The sequence below is a fragment of the Saprospira sp. CCB-QB6 genome, from assembly GCF_028464065.1.
In the GTDB taxonomy this organism is placed as follows: domain Bacteria; phylum Bacteroidota; class Bacteroidia; order Chitinophagales; family Saprospiraceae; genus Saprospira.
In genome coordinates this window covers 1,179,837-1,198,645 of the sequence record NZ_CP116808.1, presented here as the reverse complement: position 1 = coordinate 1,198,645, position 18,809 = coordinate 1,179,837, and the positions used below count along the sequence as shown (strand labels likewise).

Annotated in this window: 16 protein-coding genes; 9 read left to right on the top strand and 7 right to left on the bottom strand. The window is 45.2% G+C overall.

Annotated features, from left to right (window positions below):
* Window positions 1-22: 22 nt before the first annotated feature.
* From PPO43_RS04585 to PPO43_RS04560, 6 genes are all read left to right on the top strand, one after another.
* Window positions 23-565 carry a hypothetical protein gene (locus tag PPO43_RS04585; RefSeq protein WP_272620634.1) on the top strand — a complete coding sequence of 181 codons (543 nt, stop codon included), beginning with the start codon at window positions 23-25 and terminating at the stop codon, window positions 563-565.
* Between the two features lie 210 nt (window positions 566-775).
* Window positions 776-1,318, top strand: a complete 543-nt coding sequence (locus tag PPO43_RS04580) for a hypothetical protein (RefSeq protein WP_272620633.1) — start codon at window positions 776-778, stop codon at window positions 1,316-1,318.
* Window positions 1,319-1,484: 166 nt separating this feature from the next.
* Window positions 1,485-2,027 carry a hypothetical protein gene (locus PPO43_RS04575; RefSeq protein WP_272620632.1) on the top strand — a complete coding sequence of 181 codons (543 nt, stop codon included), beginning with the start codon at window positions 1,485-1,487 and terminating at the stop codon, window positions 2,025-2,027.
* A gap of 120 nt (window positions 2,028-2,147) precedes the next feature.
* Window positions 2,148-2,762, top strand: coding sequence for a hypothetical protein (locus PPO43_RS04570; RefSeq protein ID WP_272620631.1), 615 nt, complete (start codon window positions 2,148-2,150; stop codon window positions 2,760-2,762).
* A 430-nt stretch (window positions 2,763-3,192) separates the two neighbouring features.
* Complete coding sequence (locus tag PPO43_RS04565; RefSeq protein ID WP_272620630.1) at window positions 3,193-5,325, top strand: carboxy terminal-processing peptidase; 2,133 nt, start codon at window positions 3,193-3,195, stop codon at window positions 5,323-5,325.
* A gap of 402 nt (window positions 5,326-5,727) precedes the next feature.
* Window positions 5,728-6,174 (top strand): Hsp20/alpha crystallin family protein, encoded by a 447-nt coding sequence (locus tag PPO43_RS04560; RefSeq protein WP_272620629.1) that lies wholly within the window; start codon window positions 5,728-5,730, stop codon window positions 6,172-6,174.
* Window positions 6,175-6,434: 260 nt separating this feature from the next.
* Here PPO43_RS04560 and PPO43_RS04555 read toward each other — a convergent pair whose 3' ends face one another.
* Complete coding sequence (locus tag PPO43_RS04555) at window positions 6,435-7,901, bottom strand: OmpA family protein (RefSeq protein ID WP_272620628.1); 1,467 nt, start codon at window positions 7,899-7,901, stop codon at window positions 6,435-6,437.
* Window positions 7,902-7,926: 25 nt separating this feature from the next.
* Between PPO43_RS04555 and PPO43_RS04550 the strand changes: the two genes are divergently transcribed.
* A complete protein-coding gene (locus tag PPO43_RS04550; protein WP_272620627.1) occupies window positions 7,927-8,457 on the top strand; it encodes a CAP domain-containing protein in 531 nt (176 codons plus the stop codon).
* Between the two features lie 58 nt (window positions 8,458-8,515).
* On the opposite strand, the gene PPO43_RS04545 is transcribed toward PPO43_RS04550, so the two are convergent.
* Both PPO43_RS04545 and PPO43_RS04540 read right to left on the bottom strand, forming a co-directional pair.
* On the bottom strand, window positions 8,516-9,229 hold the full coding sequence (locus PPO43_RS04545) for a hypothetical protein (protein WP_272620626.1): 714 nt from the start codon (window positions 9,227-9,229) through the stop codon (window positions 8,516-8,518).
* A 37-nt stretch (window positions 9,230-9,266) separates the two neighbouring features.
* Window positions 9,267-9,785 (bottom strand): DUF1573 domain-containing protein, encoded by a 519-nt coding sequence (locus PPO43_RS04540; RefSeq protein ID WP_272620625.1) that lies wholly within the window; start codon window positions 9,783-9,785, stop codon window positions 9,267-9,269.
* Between the two features lie 238 nt (window positions 9,786-10,023).
* Here PPO43_RS04540 and PPO43_RS04535 point away from each other — a divergent pair, with 238 nt between their 5' ends.
* Window positions 10,024-11,802, top strand: a complete 1,779-nt coding sequence (locus PPO43_RS04535; protein WP_272620624.1) for a DNA polymerase III subunit gamma/tau — start codon at window positions 10,024-10,026, stop codon at window positions 11,800-11,802.
* A 186-nt stretch (window positions 11,803-11,988) separates the two neighbouring features.
* On the opposite strand, the gene PPO43_RS04530 is transcribed toward PPO43_RS04535, so the two are convergent.
* The 4 genes from PPO43_RS04530 to PPO43_RS04515 form a co-directional block, all read right to left on the bottom strand.
* Window positions 11,989-14,037 (bottom strand): ATP-binding protein, encoded by a 2,049-nt coding sequence (locus tag PPO43_RS04530; protein WP_272620623.1) that lies wholly within the window; start codon window positions 14,035-14,037, stop codon window positions 11,989-11,991.
* 149 nt (window positions 14,038-14,186) lie between these two features.
* Window positions 14,187-15,362: a THUMP-like domain-containing protein gene (locus PPO43_RS04525; protein WP_272620622.1), complete on the bottom strand. Its 1,176-nt coding sequence runs from the start codon at window positions 15,360-15,362 to the stop codon at window positions 14,187-14,189.
* 812 nt (window positions 15,363-16,174) lie between these two features.
* Window positions 16,175-16,831: a fructose-6-phosphate aldolase gene (gene fsa, locus PPO43_RS04520; RefSeq protein ID WP_272620621.1), complete on the bottom strand. Its 657-nt coding sequence runs from the start codon at window positions 16,829-16,831 to the stop codon at window positions 16,175-16,177.
* Between the two features lie 95 nt (window positions 16,832-16,926).
* Complete coding sequence (locus PPO43_RS04515; RefSeq protein WP_272620620.1) at window positions 16,927-18,123, bottom strand: M20 metallopeptidase family protein; 1,197 nt, start codon at window positions 18,121-18,123, stop codon at window positions 16,927-16,929.
* A gap of 33 nt (window positions 18,124-18,156) precedes the next feature.
* Here PPO43_RS04515 and PPO43_RS04510 point away from each other — a divergent pair, with 33 nt between their 5' ends.
* Complete coding sequence (locus tag PPO43_RS04510; protein ID WP_272620619.1) at window positions 18,157-18,696, top strand: GNAT family N-acetyltransferase; 540 nt, start codon at window positions 18,157-18,159, stop codon at window positions 18,694-18,696.
* Window positions 18,697-18,809 lie beyond the last annotated feature (113 nt).

Genomic DNA, 18,809 nt, shown 5'->3' with positions numbered 1-18,809 from the left:
CAACTCTTAAATCACACCAACCATGAAGAAACTCAATTTACTATTCCTCTTCAGCGCAATTGTTCTTTTTACAATGAGTAGTTGTGGCGATGACTTGGCCAAGAAGGCTGGGAGCAGTATGGCCGCAAGCATCAATCTAGAAGAAACTCGTGGTGCTCAAAAATTTAGCATTGCTGGCGATGCGGTAAGTATTGCAGCTGAGGATATGATTATCCTTAAAGCTAAAGATAAGCAAAATGAAGAGGCAGTAACGGGAATCATGCGTTCCTTAGCTAAAGCTGAAAATGAGGCCCAAAAACTAGATGTTAAAATGACTATGGCCGAAGGTCCTATCAATGACATTTTTGCCTTTTCTCTAGAATCAAATGCTGATGAAAACCTCACTTTTGAGATGTATGATGAAGAGGGCTTTGAACTAGCGGCCAACAATAGCATCGAAGTAACAGAAGGCAAAAACTACAAAGCGATCAAAGTCAGTAGCCTAAAAGAAGGAACGTACTACTTTAAGCTTAAAAATCAAGCTGGAGCCGAATTGAATGAAATGTTCTCTATTGAAAGAGAGTAGTTTATTATCCAGATAAGCCAATGATGAGCCTAAAGGACAGCCTACTAAAAAGCTGTCCTTTTTGTGCTAAAATACCTTAAAGGCTCGTTAAATATGCTTATATTTAAGTCTCCTAGAAGTGCTATTAAGTGACAGTCTAAAAAGAGAGGGATCTCTAGCTTGTTAAACTACACTTCTAACATAGACAACTGGTCTACAAAACCACTCCCAATGTTTCTAAAGTATCGTATTATTTATTTTGTCCTGCTCTTTTTGGTCACTGCTTGTGGACCAGGGGGCACGCCTAACCCAGAAGTTAATATTGAAGGCTTGCAGGCAGATAGTAGTGTACGAGGACATCAACTCCATTTTTCAGACTTTCCCCAATTAGCTCAACTAGATGAGGTAGATACCAAATTAAAAGAGGTAAAACTCTTTTTAAGAGGGAAGGGAAGCTTATCCAGTAAAAGTCAAGCACAACTAAGAGAATTATTGACTAAAGCCAATGAACTAGCTGAAAACCCTATCCAATTGGCGTACAAGAAAGAAGGGCAAGATCGTCTTTATTTGCAATTAGAAACAGAAGAAGAAATCGATATAGAGCTACAGTTCTTTGATCAAGATGGCTTTAACCGCTTAGCCAAAGAAACTATTCCCATTAAAAATGGAAAAACAAACCTAGTTATTTCTACCTCTAGCCTAGAAGAAGGACCTTATATTCTAACTGTGGCTAATTCTTTGGAAATAATCTATTTAGGTTTAGTGAAGGTCTGAGCTTTTTTTTGAAAAAAAATGGCTTTAAAGGTAACAAAGTCAGTATTATTGTCATAAAGGTATATAGCGCTAATTGAACCCCTTGTTTCAATAGCAATTATACCCCAAAACAATTGGCTTCAACAGCCAATGCCTATTATTTACTATCACATTAAAACCACTTCTTATGAAAAAGTTGTCAAGCTTCCTCCTTGCTGCCGCTGTTTTATTTACTATGGGCTCTTGTGGCTCTGACAGCCAGCAGGCCGCTACTGCTGTAAATATCCAAAATGTAAACAGTACACGTGGTGTGCAAACTGTCCAGTTTCAAGGTGCAGATGTTGCTATTACTGCTGAAGACGTTTTTGTTGTAGAAGCTAAAAAAGCTAGTGCAAAACAAAACGAGGATGCTGTAAATGATATTCACAGCTCTTTGATGTCTGCTGAAAAAGAAGATCAGCTTGCAGGTATCGAACTTACTATGGAAGATAAAGCTGTAGATGATATGTTCGTTTTTGGCCTTAAAGCAGAAGAAGCTAAAGATGTTATGTTCGAAATGTACGATGAAGAAGGTTTCGAGCTAGCCGCTAACAACAAATTTAGCCTCAACCAAGGTCATAACTACAAAGCACTAAAAGTATCTAGCCTAGAAGAAGGTAAATATTTCTTCAAGCTTAAAGATGAAGCTGGTAAAGAAATGACTAATACAGTCGTTATCAAGCGTGACTAATATTCAGACGCTGTTTTTGTCTGAACAATTTTTAAAAAGAGCGGCTGTGGAACAGTACGCTCTTTTTTTCCTTAAAATGAATTTATTTTAAATAGTTCGTTAGCCCTAAAATTAAGAAGGATGTTTAAAAAAGCAATTTACCTACCTATTGCCATCGCTTTTCTAGCCTATGGCTGTCAATGTGACTGTGATAATGCTGCTGGCAGTGCAACTACAGCAGTTAAAACCGAAAAAATCATTACAGAGTCTGCTCAACGAGGCAAACTAGATGTAAAGACTTTGGTGGTAGAAAAATTTGATCGTTTGCCTTTGGCCCAAGCAGAAGGACAAATTCCCGCAGAGGTATTTAAAGAACCAGTAGAGGCTTTGGCAGAAGCTGACCGAAAAGCAGGTGATGCCGCTTTTAGCCAACGTTTATTGGCTAGCTTGATGGGAGCCGATAATAAACAAAAGGAGTTGCCAGTAACTTTGAGTATGTCTCCAGAACCTGTTCAAGAAGGTTATTTTCTTTTTGGAGTGAATGCTAAAGATGCTCAAGAACTAGAATTTGAAATCTATGAGGCGCAAAGCCTCGAATTGGTGGCTCAAAATAAGATGAGCCTAACCCCAGGTAATAATTATAAGGCTGTTAACCTTAAAACCTTTGAAGATGGATATTATATTTTCCGTCTTTATAATGAGGCTGGCCAAGAAGTTTCTCAGCGCCTACAAGTACTAAACGAAACGGTACAATAGGTCTTGTTTGATCTGATTTGCCCCAATTTGCTTAAGCAAATTGGGGCTTTTTGCGTTTTATAGGCCCAAAGGGCCGCAGGCTGAGGGATGGACAGCAGTGGCCGTAGGCCAGACCCAGCGGGCGAAGCCCGCGCAGGGCCGAGCGAATAGCGAGCTGCGATACAGCCCGACCCGAGCGAAGCGAGGGGCAGCCCCAAAATAGGCGCCCTTTCCTCAAAATTGTTGCGCTTTATCTACTTCAGCATAGATTTGGCCCAAATTTTTCTAAAAAATCAACTAAAAATATCGTTCTAACGTATTAAAATTTGTTAAAGCAAAATGAATGGCCCTATTTTATAGCCCAATAGAAGAAGTAGCCTGCAAATTTTAACAAAAATACGCTATCTTCTTTTTTGCCCCTGGCTTAATAAATTATACCGAACTATAAGTTATGATCCGTAAACTCCTCTTAATTACTGCCGCTTGCAGCCTGCTGATTGCCTTCCGTTGGCAGCAAGGGCAAAATAACCAACCCCAAATTAGTGGGGATCTCTCGAATAGAGAAGAACTGCTGCTTGAAGTGGTGCTGCAAAGCATGCGCTACAATCATTATGCGCCTGAAGCCATCAATGATGAGTTTTCGGAAAAAGTTTATGCGCTTTATTTGAAGCGAATGGACCTGAATAAGCGTTTTTTCTTGGCCGATGATGTCAAAAAGTTTGAAGATTTTAAATTCAAATTAGATGATGCAGCTCAAGCTGGCGATTTTAGCTTTTTTAATCTGGTCAATAATACCTTTGATCAACGAATTAAGCAAGTAGAAGGCTATTATGAAGAAATTCTGGCGAAGCCTTTTAGCTTTGCTGAAAAAGGAGAGTTTCAGATGGATGGCGAAAAATTAGAGTTTTTAGATAGTCCTGAAGCCCTTAAAGCTCGTTGGCACGATTACCTTAAATTGCAAGTGCTTGGTCGGGTACACGATCGCTTAGAGCGCCAAGAAAAGGCTCAAGAAAAGGGGGAAGAGCTAGATAGTATTAAAAGCTTTGAAGTGATTGAAAAAGAAGAGCGGGAAAAGTTGCTCAAAAGCTATCGGGAATGGTCCGAAAATATCAAAAAAGATGGCCGAGATGACCGCATTGCCAATTATGTAAATGCTTTTGCGAATGCACATGAACCCCATTCTGGCTATTTTCCCCCACTCGAAAAGGAGAATTTTAATATCCGTATGTCGGGTAAATTGGAGGGAATAGGGGCCCAACTGCGCCAAGAAGATGGCTATATTAAGGTAGTGAATATTGTTCCAGGTTCTGCTTCTTGGAAACAAGGTGAACTAGAAGTCAATGACAAAATTATTAAGGTAGCCCAGGGCAACGAAGAGGCGGTCAATGTAGTTGATATGCGCATTGATGATGTACTTCCTATGATTCGCGGAAAAAAAGGAACCGAGGTGCGCCTGACGGTGAAGAAAACAAGCGGCGAAACCAAAATTATTCCTATCATCCGAGATGTAGTCGTCCTTGAAGAGAGTTATGCTAAGTCTGCAATTATCGAACATAAAGCAGCCGATGTAAAAATGGGTTTGATCGATTTGCGTAGCTTTTATGCCGATTTCCAAGATCCAAAAGGTCGCCGCTGCGCTGTTGATGTAGAGGAAGAGGTCCGAAAATTACTTAAAGAAGATATTGATGGGATTGTAATCGACCTTCGTTTTAATGGTGGAGGATCACTCTCCGATGTAGTTAAAATGACGGGGCTTTTTATTGATCGAGGGCCTGTGGTTCAAGTTAAAAGCCGAGATAATCGACCGTACGTATTAGAAGATCAGAATGCTGGAGCGCTCTACACAGGGCCATTGATTATCCTCGTTAATGCGTACTCGGCTTCTGCTTCCGAAATTATGGCCGCCGCTTTGCAAGATTATGGCCGCGCCATTATCGTAGGCACAAGCCCCTCTACTTTTGGTAAGGGAACGGTGCAACGCTTTATGGACCTCGATGCCGTGGTTCCGCCCCGCTACAAAGATTTGGGCGCACTAGGTAGCCTCAAAATTACTATTCAAAAGTTTTATCGCATCAATGGCGGCTCTACACAGCTCAAAGGCGTTGAACCCGATATCGTGTTGCCTGGTAGCTATAGCTACCTCAAAGTGGGCGAAAAAGATGAGGATTATCCTATGGCTTGGTCCGAAATTGACCCCGCCAACTATCACAAAAAGAAGATAAAGACTTTGCCCAAAATCTTGAGCAAAAGCGAGAAACGCCAAGAAAAAAGCAAAACTTTTCAGCTGCTAGAAGAACACGGAAAATGGCTGGAAAAACAACAAGAAGAAACTGTTTATCCTCTTCAACTTGAAGATTATGAGGCACATCAGGCCCAAACGGATAAAGAGGCCGAACATTACAAAGATATGATGCCCAAAATTGAGGACTTTAATATTTATAACCTCAATGCCGATAAGGACCAAATTGCTAGCGATAGCACAAAGGCCAATAGCTTTAAGAAATGGCACGAAAACTTAGCAAAAGATGCCTATCTAGAAGAAGTCGCCTTTATCCTAAAGGATTATATCAAGCTGAATAAATAAAATCAAGATCCCCTTTCATTTTGAGAGGGGATTTTTTTTGGGGCTGCCCCTCGCTTCGCTCGGGTCGGGCTGTGTCGTGGCTCGCTATTCGCTCGGCCCTTCGCGGGCAAAGCCCGCTCGGTCTGCGGCTGCGCCGCCCCACTTTCCATCCCTCAGCCGCGTCGCTGCGCTCCTTTGCGGCGGCTTCGCGCCCTGCAAAACCGCAATTGGACCAAAATGACAGCCATTTAAAACCGTTTTTGCCATTTTGGCAGTGTTTTTTAAAGTGAGCTGCCAAAATGGCACTTATTTTCTTCTTTTTGGCCCTTGGTCTCAAACTTGTCTAATAGAGGTTGAAGCTTCGATAGACATACTGGCCCAAGGCCAGCTTAAATATTAAAAGAGTAAGAAAATAATACAGCTATGAAAAACGCAAAAGCAAATCACTTCTTCGGTTTTCCCTTTAATGAATTAGGCAAAGAGCTAGAACAGCTGCTCAAGCAAGAACCTCTACAACAATTTTTTGGTCAAGACCAAGCGCATCAACAACCTATGCTCAATGTCTTTGAAACGGAAACTGGCCTTTTGCTAGAATTGGCCGCACCTGGCTTCCAAAAAGAAGATTTTAAATTGGAGCTAGATAAGGACCTCCTCCATATCTCTGCGCAAAAAAATGTTAAGGAACTGCCTGAAAATGTTAAAGTTAGACAAAGAGAGTTCGCTTTCACAACCTTTGAGCGCAAGCTCCGTTTATCCAATAAATACGACTTAGAAAATATCACTGCTAGCTATGAAAATGGTATTCTCCAATTAGAGGTTCCTAAAAAAGTGGAGCCCAAAAAGGAGAAGATCAGCATTCGAGTTAAGTAAGCGTTTTTTGGTTTTCCAGAGGCTTAAGTGAATTAAGCCAAAGGTTAAGGTTTTAGGGTTATTAAGTGAAGTCGAGTCTGCTTTGAGCAGGCTCGGCTTTTTTTGGTCCAATTGGGTCTAGCAGGCCCAAAGGGCCGCAGGCTGAGGGATGGAAAAGGGGGGCCGCAGGCCAGACCAAGGCGGCAAAGCCGCCGCAGGGCCGAGCGAATAGCGAGCCCTGACACAGCCCGACCTGAGCGAAGCGAGGGGCAGCCCCAAAACTATTGACGAACGCCCATTTTATAATAAACTGCCCTTGCTTTAGAAAAGCGTGAACGAAATTTGTCTAAGGCCTTATTTACCTCTGCTTGAGAGGGATAATCGCCGACCATGAAGCTAATAACTCCTTGATCGTCAATGTCAAGGAAAACCTCTGAAAAGGCCATGAAAATAGGGTGGTCGAGGGCGGGACTCTCTTGGCTGCGGCTCAATTCAATTTTGTAGCCGCTATAATTGGCTGGAATTGGTTCTGGAATCGTGGGCGTTTGTTGTGCTTTTTGTTGGCTAGGGTCCTTCTCTTTAAAGTAGGAGCTATTGTTGGCCGCTAAAATCTCGGATTCCAGTTCTTCTTGCATAATAGAGGCCAGCGGGCGGTTGATATAATCCTCATCATCTAGAACATCAAGGACCAAGAGTTCGGTTCGGCGGTTTTGCTGGTGGAGTTCCTCGCTACAATTGATGCCATCTATGCAAGAATTGAGGGGCTTGGATTCTCCATAACCTTGAGCCTTGACCCGATCGGCTCCATTGGGTAGGCGTTGTTTGATGTATTGGACCACATTATTGGCCCGAGTTTGCGAAAGTTCTAAATTAAAGGCCTTACTCCCTCGAGCATCGGTATGGGCCGAAAGCTCCATATAAACATTGGGGTTGTCGCGCATCATTTCGGCCAATTGGTCTAGGGTAGCATAGCTTTCGGGCCGAATTTGAGAGCTGCCGTAATCATAGTAAATATTGTCCAATTTCATTTTTTCGCCTACTGCCAAGGGGCGCAAATTCACATTGCTGACCAAGGTTCCCATGCTATTATCCTGCGTAAGGGATTCGGCGACGCCGGGGGTTAGTTCTCCAAAACCTTCCATGCACAAAATGCAGTCATTGACATTCACATTGGCCCGCATTCGCTTGCTATAATAGCCTTGTTTGCGGAGCATGAAAATATACTCATTGCCCTGCTCCATCAAAAAGGAAATCTCGTGATGAGGGTGTTCAACCAAGCGAAGTTCTTGTTTATATTGGGTTTTGTTATAAATCTCGATGGTCACTCCTGCCAGGCTATACTCTCCAGAGCTTAGGCTATCTTTGCTATTCAAAAACTCGGTAATACTCAATTCCAGTAAATAGCCTGGAAGGCGGTCTAGGCCTACTTTTTTATAGATTGTACTATCGCTACCATCGAGTTGGAGCGAAAAATTTTGAGTAGAGAAAATTTTGTGTTGGATTTGGACCTGATACTTCTTTTGGGCCAAGGGTAAACAGGCTCTGCAGCGGCCCAAAGAATCTGTTTTCAGCCGATAGCTCAGGCTGTCGGCTGCTCGCCAAAAGCGAATATTTGCATCTGCAATAAAGCCGCTGTTATCTTTGGCATAAAGATAGAGTTCTACGGTTTGACAAGGGTTCGATTGGGCCCAACTTTCAGCAAAAAGGCTGGCTCCAAAAAAAACGAGCAGACAAAATAGCTGTTTCATTATTTCAATTTTAACTTTTAGCGCAATGCAATTTCAGATTTTCTTTATCATTTTGACTTTGCTTTCTGTGGCCGCCCTTCGCCTAGAGGCGCAAAGTTTTAAGGGCCTGCCGCAAGGCAATGAACGCATCGCTTCTTCTAATGAGCTTGAGGAGCAAAAGTTGCTAGAACTCGTTAATGAACTTCGACAAAGTAGGGGATTAGCAGCCCTTAGTTGGTCCAAAGAACTCAGTTGGGCAGCAAGATATCATGCCAAAGATATGATAATAGACGGATATTTTGAACATGGGCTCTATGACCGCAAAGGCCGAAAACTAAAAAAAGTGGCCGATACCTTTGAGAAGATTAAACCCTTTTGTCAAGAGGAGCTGTTCCCGCTAGCCGAAAATATTGCCGTTGGAACGGCCACTGCAACAGCCGTTTTTGACCTCTGGTATAATAGTCCGGGGCATCTCCAAAATATGCTAGATCCCGATGCCCGCTTTATGGGCGCCGGCCTAGTCGCCGAAGAAGATAGCGAATGGGGCTATTATTGGGCACAGATTTTTGGCCAATAAATGACAAAGCCGCAAAGGAATTTTCCTTTGCGGCTTTTTTTATCCCTATTTATAGGGCTTATTTATTTTGCTCTAAGGGAGCGGTACAAGAGCTACATTTTAAGCTGCCTGGCTTGTTCATGTTTCCACAATGCGCACATTTGATGGGAGAAGCCTTTTTCTCTTCTGCTTCTTCCTTGGCCGTTTCTGCTGCTTTTTCATCGGCTTGGGCCTGCTTGTCGGCTTCCGCTTTTTCTTTAGCGACTTTAACCACCTCTTGCAGACGTTTTTGGGCCGAAGCAAGCTGACGCTCTGCATCGCTAACAATGCCATCTGCTACTGCAGCCGAGCTAACTTTTGCGCTGCGAATAAGCTCGCGAGCTTCTCGGATTGCCCGATCGCCACTACTTTTGGCCGCCCAAGCTGCATCGCGATCGCTATGGTCTTTAGACTGTTGTGCAGCCTTGGCCATCAGATCCTCTAAAGTGGAGATTTTACGATCCATGCCTTCTAATCCACGCACAAACTTGGGGCGAATGATGCTGTTGGCTTCTGACATGGCCGAAATCTTGGCCTTCTCATCGCTCAAGCCTTGGGCTTCACTCATTTTGGCCTCGGCCTTTTTGAGGATTTCTTCAAAAGCTGGCTTGAAATTGCTGTACTTGGCCGATAGTTTTTGAATGTTGCCTTTGTTGGCCTCCCAACTCTGTGTCTCGCCTTCTACACTGCGCTTACAGGCCGTTTGGCCCAAAAGTAAGGCCCCTAAAAAGGCCAAAAAGATAAAGTTTTTCATTGCAAATAGTTTTTTGGTTATACTCTCGAATATACCACTATTTTTTATCTTTTAACAAGACTTTTGCGCGGACCTCTAGCTTCAATGGCTCCTCATTTCCCTTCCAATTTACAAGCAGATATTTGTACTCGGCCCCCTGCCGCCCACGGCTGTCAAAACGAACATCTATATAACTTTTTTCTCCCGGCCCAATAGGCAAAAACGGCTGGCTGCCCTGTATACAACCACAACTGCCCTGCACCGACTCTATCTCTAAAGGGCGACCACCCGTATTCTCAAAATGAAAGCGGTACTGGACCACCGAATCTTGCAAAATAGCCCCAAAATCATGAGCCAAACTATCAAATTGAGGAAAAGCGGGCTGCAAATTGGGCTTTTTGCCCCGCTTGGGCGCACTGCTATCTACTTCTACTACAGGCGATGGCGGCGGCGGAATAGGAGCCGCAGGCACCACTTTTTCTACAACTACAGGGGCTGGCTGCTCTTCTACTGCTTCTGGAGGAGCTGAACAACGCACTAAAAAAAAGAATAAAATAATAACTGTAAGTATACGCATATTTAAGGGGATTTGTTTTATTTTTTGGGGCCTCCGCTGCGGCTTTGCCTTGCGGCGCTACGTTTCGCAGCTCGCTATTCGCTCGGCCCTGCGGCGCTTGCAGCGCCTTGGTCTGGCCTGACGGCCACTGCTGCACATCGCTAGGCCAAGGGACCGCAGAAGTTTTTGCAGTCTTCTATTCAGAACGGCTTCTAAGTTCATTTAGAAAGCCTATCTTTGCCCTACAAGTTAAATTATTATGAGTAATTTCGTCGTTTCCGCCCGCAAATATCGTCCCATCCGCTTTGATTCGGTTGTGGGCCAACAGCATGTTTCTAATACCCTCAAAAATGCCATCCGCTCGGACCATTTGGCCCAAGCGTTTTTGTTTTGTGGACCAAGAGGGGTGGGCAAAACGACCTGTGCTCGTATTTTGGCCAAATTACTCAATTGTGAAAATCCAACTTCGGATACCGAGCCTTGCGATGAATGCCCCTCTTGTGCAGCTTTTAGAGAAAATGCCTCGCTCAATATTCATGAGTTGGATGCGGCCTCCAATAACTCCGTAGAACATATTCGCTCTTTGATTGAGCAGGTGCGCTTTGCTCCTCAAAAAGGACGCTATAAAATCTATATTATTGATGAGGTGCACATGCTTTCTCAAGCGGCCTTTAATGCTTTTCTGAAAACCTTAGAGGAGCCGCCTTCTTATGCCATTTTCATTTTGGCAACTACCGAGAAGCATAAAATTATTCCTACTATTTTGTCTCGCTGTCAAATCTTTGATTTTAATCGGATTCAGGTGGCGGATATGCGTGCTCATTTGGCCAAGATTTGCCAAGAGGAGGGGATTGAGGCCGAAGAAGAGGCACTCAACATGATTGCCCAAAAAGCAGATGGTGCTTTGCGGGATGCCCTTTCTATTTTTGACCGCATGGTCAGTTTTTCAGGTAGTCATATCCGCTATGAGGATGTGATTGAAAACCTGAATATCTTAGATTATGATTACTACTTTAAGATTATAGATGCCATTTTGAGCGAAGATATGCAGCAATTGCTGCTCATCTTTGACCAAATTCAGCGAAAGGGATTTGATGGAGACATTTTCTTAGATGGCCTTTCTCTGCATTTGCGCAATTTATTGATGGCCCAAGAAGCCAGTACTTTAGGTTTATTGGACCTAAGTGAAAAGTTGCGCCAGCGTTATCAGCAGCAGGCCCAATTGGCGCCTAAAGATATTTTGGTTTCGGCTTTGAGTTTAAGTGCTGCCTGCGATGTAAATTATAAGATGGCGAGAAACAAACGCCTACATGTAGAAATGGCCCTGATTAAAATGGCCCATATTCGCAGAGCAATACAACCACAAACTTTGGCCCCTCAGCAGTTGGTCCAATATGTACAAGTGCCAACAGAAACAAAAACCGAAGAACGTCAAGAGCTTGAGCACCCCATAGCCAAAAAGGAAGTGCCCCAAGAAAAGCAGGCCCCTAAAGTTGTAGAGCAGGCTGAAGTTCCCAAAGAAGAAATGCCCAAGGGCGAAAAAACGCCTAAAAAGAGTTTAAAAGAGCGTTTGAAAAAGAAGGCTACGGCAATAGATGAACTCAAAGCGGAAATTCAGGCAGAAGAAGAGCGCAAAAAGCAATTGGTCCATAAAACATGGGAAGAAAAGGCGGTTTTGGCCCTTTGGGAGGCTTATGCACAACAAATGGAATCGCCTTCTATGCAGGCGCTTTTGCGCTCGGCAAAATTGACGGTTTTTCCGAAGGAGGAGCAGGCTTTGGGCTTAGTGGTGAGTAGCCAAAGAGTAAAAGATGCGATAGGTGATGAGCAAGCTTTGCTCAATCAGTTGCGGGAAGAATTTGGGTTGCCTCAATTGCAATATCGTTTTGAGATAGAAGAGCCCAAAGAAGAGGATATTCCCAAACCTAAGTTTCGTCCGACGACAGATCGGGAGAAATATGTTCACTTTTTGAAGCAGAATGCTTTGTTGAAGGATTTTCAGAAGCGTTTTGAGCTTTTTCCGCCCAAAAAGCGCTAGGATTTTCTGGTCCAATTGCGTAGAGCAGGCCCGAAGGGCCGCAGGCTGAGGGATGGGCAGCAGTGGCCGTCAGGCCAGACCAAGGCGCTTTGCGCGCGCAGGGCCGAGCGAATAGCGAGCTGCGAGACAGCCCGACCCGCCCGTAGGGCGGGGCAGCCCCAAAAAAGCTTATTAACTAGTTACTATTTATACATCTTGGGGAGAAAAAAACAAGCTTAAGCAAGCTTGCAGTTTTTCTAATGCAATGGGCTTTTGTAGAAAGCCATTTATTCCTTCTATCTCTGCTTCCTCTTCTCCACTAAGCGCAATAATAGGCGTATTAATTTGTGCCGCCCGTATTTGTTTGCTGGCCGCCCGACCATCTAAAACAGGCATTTGTAGGTCCATAAAAATGAGATCCACTTCTTCTTGGGCTAAAAAATCTAGGGCCTCTTGACCATTTTGGACCAGCTGTACCTCTAGTCCTAAACGCACTAAAACCTGCTGCATGAGCCGCTGATTGATTCGATTATCTTCTGCTAAAAGTACTTTTTTATTGCTCCACGGCATGGCTGTAAGCTCTTCTTTGTTATTTTGAATTACCGACATCTGATTGATCAACAGCTTTTTAATTCGCAAGGGGCGCAAAGGGGCTGCAACTTCAGCCTGAAAGTTGCGACTGAGCTTGCGTTCTTCCCCTAATGCTAAAATCAAAAACTGTGGACAAGGCCAACTCAATACTTCCTCAGGGTCTTGCAATTGACTATCAAAAAAGACAAAATCAGGTGAGGGAATGACGCCAAGCTCCACAGCTTCGTAACTTGCGTCGGGTTCCCAAAACTGGAAGTATTCCATCTCCCAGCGCTGACAAATAGCTTCGAAAAAGCAAGCAACATCTTTATTCTTGCTCAATAAAAAGAGCCGTTTGCCCTTAAATAAACTGGCCGATTTTTGTGCGGCTAAGAGTAAGGGGAGGCGGAAGTAAAAGCTGGCTCCTTGTCCCTCTTCACTTTCTACGCCTACATTTCCCCCCATTTGTTCGGCCAATTGCCGCACAATAGCCAAGCCCAAACCTGTTCCCAAATTACTATCGGATTGCTGATTAGAGAGCTGCGAAAATTCCTTAAATAAATCGGCCTGTTTGGCCTTGGGGATTCCTATACCCTGATCTGTTAAGCGAAACTCTACCCAAACTCGATCTTCTTCTTCCCGTAATTTGGACATATATATGGAGATACAGCCCTGATTGCTATACTTAATGGCATTATCCAAGAGATTTAATAGCATCTGCCGAATCTTAGTGGCATCCCCGATCAGTTGTTCAGGTAAATGCGCATCTGGAAAATAACGAAGACTTAGCCCTTTGGCCACCGCCCTAGAAACGGCAATGTTGATGGCCTCTTCTAAACAACGCTCCAACTCAAATTCTTGCTCCTGCAAATGCCAGCCCCCAGCCTCTAGCTTAGAATAATCCAAAATCTCATTGACGATCTGTAAGAGTTGCTCGCCACTCTGCTTTAAGGTCTGTGCATACTCTTGTTGCTCCTCACTCAATGGACTATTCACTAGGAGCTCGGCCATGCCCAACATTCCATTCATGGGCGTGCGAATTTCATGACTCATCTGCGCCAAAAACTGCGATTTGGCCTCACTCGCATCCAATAGGGCCAGATTCCTATTCTCCAATTGCTCCTGACTCAACTGATAACGCTCTTTTAAGATGCCCATCAAAACCCAAATAGAGATTAAGGAAATCCCTAAACTTGTAAAACTAGTGAAGGCCACCTCCGCCGCAGAAGGATGATGGTTGATGCTCTCTGGATAATAAAAATGCAGCAAGAGCAAAAATGCAAAATTGGAGAAATTTAATAACATGGCCACCCACAACCAGCCTTTGTTCGATATCATCAAGGAGATGAAAAAGGCCAATAAGAGCAAAATAGGCAAATCACTATAAATGCCCCCCACCATGACCCACAAGCCATCCAAAAGACAAAGCGCAAGTAAAATGTAGAGAAAGGATAACCAAGGCGAAAATGCCTTGAACTTGACCCAAGAAAATAAACCCAAAAAACCTAGCCCCCCTAAAAATGCCCCTAAAGGGGTAGCCGACTGATAATCATAGAAAAAACTAAGCAGCCAGAACGTAAAACAAACGATCATACTCCAAAAGCTACCCAAACACAAAAGCGTTTCTTCTAATTTCGCTTGACGTTTGGCCTCTGGAAAAAAAAACAGAAAACGGGGAGCACGCATAATTAAGTTCTAGGTCTGTTGCCCGAAGGCTGTAGTAGGGATTGGGGGACAAAAAAAGGATATTAAGGGAGCATCCTCCCCAAAAATCCTTCTGCTTGGGTTTAAAGTATCTACAATTTAATAAAAATTTTAGGGAGGAAGAATTCTATTTAAAACAAAGGCGCCAATTCATACAAGCAGGTCTTGCCCTCCTGATCTCGACTAGCCAATAAATACGGCCCGCCACTCTGCTTGATCTTGAGCTTTTTTCGCAATTGCTCTACCGTTAAACCAAAGTTTTTACTAATGATCTGCGCCTTGGCCAAGCCCAACTTTTTACTCGCCTTGCTGGGGTAGGGGATGCTGCGCAAAAGCCGAAAACTCCGACCCGGAAAGTCCTTGACCTCCTCCTCACTACTATAAACATGACTGTTGGGCGCCAATTTTTGCAAACCATAACGCTCCGCCAAAAGCTTGAAGGCCCCCGCCTTGAGCAAGGCCGTATGCGGCAAATATACATAGCTGCCCAATGGCCCATAATTCACTTGAGCCCGCTCTTCTTCTATCAACTCAAAATGAAAGGAAAAAGCCCGCTGAGGATAAATTTCTTCAATCTGTAGCTGAGGAGAAGCTTGCAACTCCCGCCCAATTTCAAACAGCAACTCTTTGCACTCATTGCGCCAAGCCAAAATATAAACTTGCCGAACTCGCCCCCCCAATTGCTGCAAAGCCTGCTGTATATCCAACATACTGGCCGCCTTGAGCCAAACCCGAGGCGCAAGCTCCAATAAACGAGGCAATATTTCCAATAACTGCGGCTGACAATCATCTAAACGAAAGACTTTTTGCCCTTCCGATCTTCGACTAGGATCTATGTAAAAGCAATCTATCGCTGGCAAATCAGCCTGCGCCAAAAATTCCTCTGCCTTGCCCAAAAAAAACTCCGCCCGATCAAATCCCAAAAGCGCAAAGTTGGCCCGCACAATCTCTTGCAACTCTTTTTGCGGCTCCACATGATAAACCCGCTCAAATTGCTGCCCCAAATAATAACTATCTACCCCAAAACCTCCCGTCAAATCAACTAGAGTGCCCCCCGCTAAATACTCGGCCTTTTTTTGGGCGGTCATCTGGCTAGAAGACTGCTGCATCGACAAACGAGAAGGAAAAACTAAACCTTCCCGCGCTACCCAATCTGGCAGCTTTTCTTTGGCCTTTTGCCGCCCATTGATCTGCTCCAAAATAAAGGAACGATCTAAGTCCGGCCGCTTGGCCAATTGCAAAGCCAATTGCACCAAATCCCCCGCCTGATGCTCCGCAATAAATGCCCAATCTTCTGTTCTTCCCATTTTAGTTTGCTGTTTTTTATGCTCTTGCTGCTGTTGTTTTGGGGCCTCCTGCAGCAAAGCTGCAGGCGCTACGCTTCAGGGCTCGCAGGTCTGCTCGGCCCTGCGGCCTGACGGCCTTGGTCTGCGGCTTCGCCGCCCCCTTTCGCATCGCTAGGCCAGTCGCTTCGCTCCTTCTAGATGCAATCCATATTTAATATAATGAACAGGAGCTCCCCCCCTCAAGCCTCTTCAGGCAAAATACAACTAATTTTAAAATCGCTGAGCTAAGCAAGCCTAGCTAATTTGTAGTAGGGTCGGTCCAGAAAAAAAAGATAGGGCCTTAGAGACCCTCCCCAAGCTAATTGTAATTTGCAGATTAGGCTGGGCGCCACGCCCACGTCAATTGTAATTTGCAGATTAGGCTGGGCGCCACGCCCACGTCAATTGTAATTTGCAGATTAGGCTGGGCGCCACGCCCACGTCAATTGTAATCTGCAGATTAGGCTGGGCGTCACGCCCACGCCAATTGTAATTTGCAGATTAGGTTGGGCGCCGCGCCCACGTCAATTGTAATCTGCAGATTAGCTGGGGGAAATTCCCCCAGAGTATTAGAGCGGAGGAGAAGCAATTGGCCTAGCGATGTGCAGCAGTGGCCGTTAGGCCAGACCAAGCCGCCTTAGGCGGCGCAGGGCCGAGCGACCCGACCAACGGGAGCCGACGCAGCGAAGCAAGTAATAGCGAGCTGCGGAACGTAGCGCCGCAAGGCGAAGCCGCAGCGGAGGCCCCAAAAAAAAAGGCTACTGAAAAGTAGCCTTTATCTTCATGGACTTTAACTAGCCATTATTTTTAGCGTGATCGGCCAAAAACTTTTGCAAACCGATATCTGTAAGGGGGTGCTTGAGCATACCTTTCATGGCAGAAAGGGGGCAAGTGACCACATCTGCGCCGAGCTCTGCACATTGTACAATATGCAAGGGGTTGCGGATAGAAGCGGCCAAAACCTGAGTGCGGAAAGCAAAGTTTTGGTAGATATGGACAATCTGTTCGATCAATTCCACGCCATTCCAGTTAATGTCATCAATGCGGCCAATAAAGGGAGAAACGTAGGTAGCGCCTGCTTTGGCGGCCAAAATTGCTTGTCCAGCCGAAAAGACGAGCGTACAGTTAGTTTTGATGCCTTTATCGCTAAAGTAGCGAAGGGCTTTCACGCCATCCTCAATCATAGGGACCTTCACGACGATATTGGGATGTAGGGCGGCTAGGGCTTCGCCTTCTTTGATCATGCCCTCAAAGTCAGTGGCAATCACTTCGGCACTTACGGGACCGTCCACAATATTGCAGATGTCTAGGTAGTGTTGGCGCACGGCTTCCTCGCCTTTGATGCCTTCTTTGGCCATTAGAGAGGGGTTGGTCGTTACACCATCCAAAACGCCAAGGTCGGCGGCTTCTTGAATTTGGGCCAGATTGGCCGTATCCACAAAAAATTTCATAGAAAAAAAAGCTTTGAAGAGGTCGAGCCTCTATGTTTTCAAATGAGTTCAACGCGAATTGGCTGCAAGTTAAGCAAAAGCTAGGAGGCAAACAACTAGGCCTTTTTGATCTGTTGATTTAGCTGAAAAAGGGCCAGATGGGCCATGAGTCCAGCCCCTAAGGGGAGGGCGGTTGCTTCATCGGGAGAAAATTTGGGGTGGTGCAGCCCTGGGCCAATGCCCGTGCCCAAGCGATAGAAGCAGGCGGGCAGTTGTTGGGCATAAAAGCCAAAATCTTCGGCCCCCATGCGTTGGGGCAAGAGGACCAAATTATCGGTTCCGACATAGTCGCGGGCGGCTTGTATGAGGCTATGCGTGAGGGCTTCATCATTGTGCAAATAGGGGTAGCCCTTTCTGATTTCCAGCTCGGCACGGCCGCCCATACTTTTGGCCATTTGCTGACAGAGTTGTTGCATTTTTTGGTGGGCTTCGGCTCGCCATTCCTCATTGAAGGCTCTGAATGTGCCTTCAAGGTCAATGCGTTCGGGCAGGACATTAGTGGCGCCGCCTGCGGTATTCATCTTGCCAAAACTAAGGACCGAGGGTTGGAGGGGGTCTCTAAATCGGCTAATCAACTGTTGGAGGGCGACCACTAGATGAGAGGCAATCAGGACCACATCATTACAGTCTTGGGGGCGGGCGGCATGTCCGCCCTTACCATAAACAGAGAGATAGAGCTCATCGGCGGAGGCCATGAAAGGGCCGGGATGAAAGCCAACCTGTCCAGCGGGTAGGCTAGGTTCTACATGTTGGCCCAGAATCGGGAAAGCTAGGCTTTGGTCCAGCCAGCCTTCGGCCAGAACTTGGCTAGCGCCGCCGGGTAGCAGTTCTTCGCCGGGTTGGAAAATCAGTTGAACGCGGCCCTCAAACTCCTCCTTAAGTTCATTAAGGATAAAGGCGGTAGCGAGTAGGGAAGTCGTATGCACATCATGACCGCAGGCGTGCATACAGCCCTCATTTTTAGAGCTAAAGGGCAGGCCTGTTTGTTCTTGGATAGGGAGCGCGTCTATATCGGCACGGAGCGTAATGCAGGCCGCATCGGGATTTTTGCCTTCAATTTGGGCAAAAATCCCTGTTTTGACCATTCCTCTTTGGTAGCTAATGCCCCAGCGATCTAGGCAAGAGGCGATATAATTAGCGGTTTCCCATTCTTCAAAAGAGAGTTCGGGATATTGGTGGAGATGTCGGCGAATGCTGATCCATTGGTCCAGTTGTTCTTGGGCCAGTTGTTTTATTTTATCTATCTTGATCATGTTAATTATTCTGAGTGAACTCAAAGATAAAAAATGAAAGAGATAGAATTTGAACTAAATGGCGAGGCCTATTCCCTGCGCCTTTTTCAGCCAGCGGATGCGGAGGCCTTACAGCAGGCGGCGGATTATCCAGAAGTAGCCAAAGGCATGAGTGATCGTTTTGCTTCGCCTTACACTTTTGCGGATGCGGAAGGATTTGTAAATAATGTGGCCATTCCATCCCAAGGGGGGATTTTAGCCATCTTTGCCCAAGAGCAATTGATAGGGGGGATTGGTTTGCATGGGCATCAGGATGTTTGGCGCTACAATATGGAAATAGGCTATTGGTTAACGCCAGCCTTTTGGGGGCGGGGGCTAATGAAAAAGATCTTGCCCTTATTTTTGGAGCGAGCTTGGGGTCTTTATCCCGATTTGCATCGGGTAGAGGGCAAAGTATTCAGCTTTAATATGGGTTCGGCCAAGGTATTGGAGGCTACAGGCTTTCGTTTAGAGGGCAAGGCCTTGGAAGCCGTCTATAAGTCAGGCCAATTTTGGGATGAATATCATTACGCCTTATTGAGAACAGAAGGATAGAGGATGTAGCCGCCAACTTATCTCCATAAGTTGGCGGCTTTGCTTTATTCCCTCCACAAACAAAACAAGTCTCTGTCTGTTTCTCCACAAACAATCAGAACCATTAAAAAAAT

Excerpts from the sequence above, each read along its gene's own strand:
- PPO43_RS04585 (WP_272620634.1), top strand. The coding sequence starts at position 23 with ATGAAGAAACTCAATTTACTATTCCTCTTCAGCGCAATTGTTCTTTTT.
- PPO43_RS04580 (WP_272620633.1), top strand. The coding sequence starts at position 776 with ATGTTTCTAAAGTATCGTATTATTTATTTTGTCCTGCTCTTTTTGGTC.
- PPO43_RS04575 (WP_272620632.1), top strand. The coding sequence starts at position 1,485 with ATGAAAAAGTTGTCAAGCTTCCTCCTTGCTGCCGCTGTTTTATTTACT.
- PPO43_RS04570 (WP_272620631.1), top strand. The coding sequence starts at position 2,148 with ATGTTTAAAAAAGCAATTTACCTACCTATTGCCATCGCTTTTCTAGCC.
- PPO43_RS04565 (WP_272620630.1), top strand. The coding sequence starts at position 3,193 with ATGATCCGTAAACTCCTCTTAATTACTGCCGCTTGCAGCCTGCTGATT.
- PPO43_RS04560 (WP_272620629.1), top strand. The coding sequence starts at position 5,728 with ATGAAAAACGCAAAAGCAAATCACTTCTTCGGTTTTCCCTTTAATGAA.
- PPO43_RS04555 (WP_272620628.1), bottom strand. The coding sequence starts at position 7,901 with ATGAAACAGCTATTTTGTCTGCTCGTTTTTTTTGGAGCCAGCCTTTTT.
- PPO43_RS04550 (WP_272620627.1), top strand. The coding sequence starts at position 7,927 with ATGCAATTTCAGATTTTCTTTATCATTTTGACTTTGCTTTCTGTGGCC.
- PPO43_RS04545 (WP_272620626.1), bottom strand. The coding sequence starts at position 9,229 with ATGAAAAACTTTATCTTTTTGGCCTTTTTAGGGGCCTTACTTTTGGGC.
- PPO43_RS04540 (WP_272620625.1), bottom strand. The coding sequence starts at position 9,785 with ATGCGTATACTTACAGTTATTATTTTATTCTTTTTTTTAGTGCGTTGT.
- PPO43_RS04535 (WP_272620624.1), top strand. The coding sequence starts at position 10,024 with ATGAGTAATTTCGTCGTTTCCGCCCGCAAATATCGTCCCATCCGCTTT.
- PPO43_RS04530 (WP_272620623.1), bottom strand. The coding sequence starts at position 14,037 with ATGCGTGCTCCCCGTTTTCTGTTTTTTTTTCCAGAGGCCAAACGTCAA.
- PPO43_RS04525 (WP_272620622.1), bottom strand. The coding sequence starts at position 15,362 with ATGGGAAGAACAGAAGATTGGGCATTTATTGCGGAGCATCAGGCGGGG.
- fsa (WP_272620621.1), bottom strand. The coding sequence starts at position 16,831 with ATGAAATTTTTTGTGGATACGGCCAATCTGGCCCAAATTCAAGAAGCC.
- PPO43_RS04515 (WP_272620620.1), bottom strand. The coding sequence starts at position 18,123 with ATGATCAAGATAGATAAAATAAAACAACTGGCCCAAGAACAACTGGAC.
- PPO43_RS04510 (WP_272620619.1), top strand. The coding sequence starts at position 18,157 with ATGAAAGAGATAGAATTTGAACTAAATGGCGAGGCCTATTCCCTGCGC.